3 protein-coding genes are annotated in these 2533 nt (G+C 66.8%); all 3 read right to left on the reverse strand.

Annotated features, from left to right (window positions below; genetic code table 11):
- Window positions 1-4: 4 nt before the first annotated feature.
- Genes hutI through hutC form a run of 3 tightly spaced genes read right to left on the reverse strand, consistent with a single transcriptional unit; the run spans window position 5 to window position 2483 of the window.
- Window positions 5-1219, reverse strand: coding sequence for an imidazolonepropionase (gene hutI / locus RMO23_RS13960; RefSeq protein WP_309682668.1), 1215 nt, complete (start codon window positions 1217-1219; stop codon window positions 5-7).
- Window positions 1216-1776: a HutD family protein gene (locus RMO23_RS13965; RefSeq protein ID WP_309682672.1), complete on the reverse strand. Its 561-nt coding sequence runs from the start codon at window positions 1774-1776 to the stop codon at window positions 1216-1218. The genes hutI and RMO23_RS13965 overlap by 4 nt, the downstream gene beginning before the upstream one ends.
- Window positions 1773-2483, reverse strand: coding sequence for a histidine utilization repressor (hutC, locus tag RMO23_RS13970; protein WP_309682675.1), 711 nt, complete (start codon window positions 2481-2483; stop codon window positions 1773-1775). The genes RMO23_RS13965 and hutC overlap by 4 nt, the downstream gene beginning before the upstream one ends.
- Window positions 2484-2533: the final 50 nt, after the last annotated feature.

The following is a 2533-nucleotide window of genomic DNA, read 5'->3' on the forward strand; positions in this document are numbered from 1 at the left end:
TCACTCATACGATTTGACCCTTGAAAACGGTTTGGATGCGGGGATTGGCGCCAATGGCGTAGCTCAGCTCGGCCGGCCGCGCCACGCCCCACAGCACAAAGTCGGCGCGCAGGCCGGCGGCCAGCACGCCGCGGTCAGGCAGGCCCAGCGCCGCCGCCGCGTGGCGCGTGACACCGGCCAGCGCTTCTTCAGGTGTGAGCCTGAACAGCGTGCAGGCCATGTTGAGCATCAGCAGCAACGAGGTGCAGGGCGAACTGCCGGGGTTGCTGTCGGTGGCAATGGCAATGGGCACCTGATGCTCGCGCAGCAGGGCCACGGGCGGCAGCTTCGTTTCGCGCAAAAAGTAAAACGCGCCGGGCAGCAGCACCGCCACCGTGCCGGCTGCCGCCATGGCCCGGGCACCCGCTGCCGACAGCCATTCGAGGTGGTCGCAGCTGAGCGCGCCGTAACGCGCCGCCAGTTGCGCACCGCCGCTGTCGCTGAGCTGCTCGGCATGCAGCTTGACCGGCAAGCCTAGATCGCGGGCCGCGCGAAACACGCGCTCGGTCTGTGCCGTGCTGAAGCCGATGCGCTCGCAAAAGGCATCGACCGCATCGACCAGCCCTTCGGCCTGCAGCAGCGGCAGCATGCGCAGCACTTCATCAAGGTAATCGTCGCTGCGGCCGGCAAACTCGGGCGGCGTGGCATGCGCGCCCAAAAAGGTGGTGCGCACCGTGACCGGGTTGCCGCGGCCCAGCGCGCGCGCCACCGACAGCGCCTTGCGCTCATGCTCCAGCGCCAGGCCGTAGCCCGACTTGATTTCAATCGTGGTCACGCCCTCGGCCATCAGGCGCGCCAGGCGCGGCTGGGCCTGTTCCGTCAGCTGCGCCGCCGTGGCCGCGCGCGTGGCCTGCACGGTGGAGACAATGCCGCCGCCGGCGCGGGCGATTTCCTCGTAGCTGGCGCCATTCAGCCGCAGCTCAAATTCGTTGGCCCGGTCGCCGCCATAGACCAGGTGGGTGTGGCAATCGATCAGGCCGGGTGTGATGAGCGCGCCGCCGGCGTCATGCTGCACGCTGCAGCGCGCCCGCAGCGCTGCCGGCAAGTCGGCACGCGGGCCAACCCAGGCCAGGGTTTCGCCGTCGCTGACCAGCGCGGCATCGTCGATCAGGCCATAGGCTTGCGCCGCGCCGGGCTGCAGGGTGGCGGCGCGGCAGTGGGTCCAGAGTTGCAGGGTCATGGGGTGATCTCCATCCAGAGTGATTGCGCTGCGATGACGCGCACCTGCGCGGTTTCATTGACGCTTCGCCAGGCCAGGCTGGCCGGCTCGATTTCCAGTTTTTCATCGTTAAATAGCACGCTAGCCCCCGTATTTATTGCGTATATTGCTATTGTTTTAGGAGCATGAACGATGCCGGCGTAGCTTTGCCCCAGGCGCAGCATGCGCGCGCTGGCGCGGCTTTTTTGCAGCATCAGGTTGAGGTCCTGGGTACTGCCATCAATCAACTGGCAGTCGGTGGCCGCCGCGCCGTCAAAGCAAAACGGAGGGTCGGTCGCGCCTAGGGTTTGCGCCTGCCCCGCCACCTCGAGCCGCACACCGGCTCCGGCCAGCACGGCAAACCAGCGCTCCACGCCGTCGAACTTCGAGAACGGCCCGCTCTGCGCGACCTCGGCCACCGACATGCGCCAGTTCCAGTCACCGGCCGGCGGCCAGGCCGCCAGTTCACGCGTGACGCCGCCGCCGTTGCGCCAGGGCGTGGGTGCGACATCGGCAAGTTTTACAACATGCCAAGTCATGCCTGAAACTGCCCGGCAAAACTGTAGCGCGAGCCGGGGTACACCAGCCGCACCACGCTGGCGATGTGCGCGCCGCTGACGGTGCGGCGCATCATGGCCAGGCAGGCCTCGCCGGGCTGGATGCCCAGGTGTTTGGCCTCCTGCACCGACGGCAGGCAGGCCTCGATCGAGTAGCTGGCTTCGGTCAGCGGCGCCTCGGTCAGCAAATGCAGCGTGGGCGTGATCAGCGTGAAGTCGGTCTTGAGGTAAGTCGGCGCGGCGGCCGGGTTGACATAGCGGTCTTCGTACTGGATAGGCACGCCGTTTTCATGGTGCACCAGGATGCTGTGAAAGACGCGCGCGCCACTGCGCAGGCCCAGCGTGCGCGCCAGATCGGCACTGGCCTTTTCGGCTTCGGCCAGCAGCACCGTGGCGCTGTGCAGATGGCCGCGCTCCAGCACTTCCTCATGAATGTCACGAATCGTCAGCGTCGACGAAATGCGGTGCAGTTCTGCCACAAAGGTGCCCGAGCCCTGGACCCGCGTGACCATGCCCTCGCCCATCAGCTCGCGCAGCGCGCGGTTGACCGTCATGCGGCTGACGCCAAACTGCGCCATCAGCGTGGCCTCGCTGGGCACCGGGGCACCGGGCCGCCAGGCGCCGCTGCTGATGTGGTTCTTGATGAAGGCCTTGACCTGTCCGTAGGCCGGCAGTGAAGTGGTTGCCATTGTTTTAGCTTGAGTCCAAAAAATAATTGTCGCCGTCCATAGACGCCCCG

Origin of the sequence: Polaromonas sp. (genome assembly GCF_031411155.1) — a bacterium.
GTDB lineage: Bacteria > Pseudomonadota > Gammaproteobacteria > Burkholderiales > Burkholderiaceae_C > Polaromonas.

Coding starts and splice junctions, on each gene's coding strand:
- RMO23_RS13965 (WP_309682672.1), bottom strand. CDS start 1,776: ATGACTTGGCATGTTGTAAAACTTGCCGATGTCGCACCCACGCCCTGG.
- hutC (WP_309682675.1), bottom strand. CDS start 2,483: ATGGCAACCACTTCACTGCCGGCCTACGGACAGGTCAAGGCCTTCATC.
- hutI (WP_309682668.1), bottom strand. CDS start 1,219: ATGACCCTGCAACTCTGGACCCACTGCCGCGCCGCCACCCTGCAGCCC.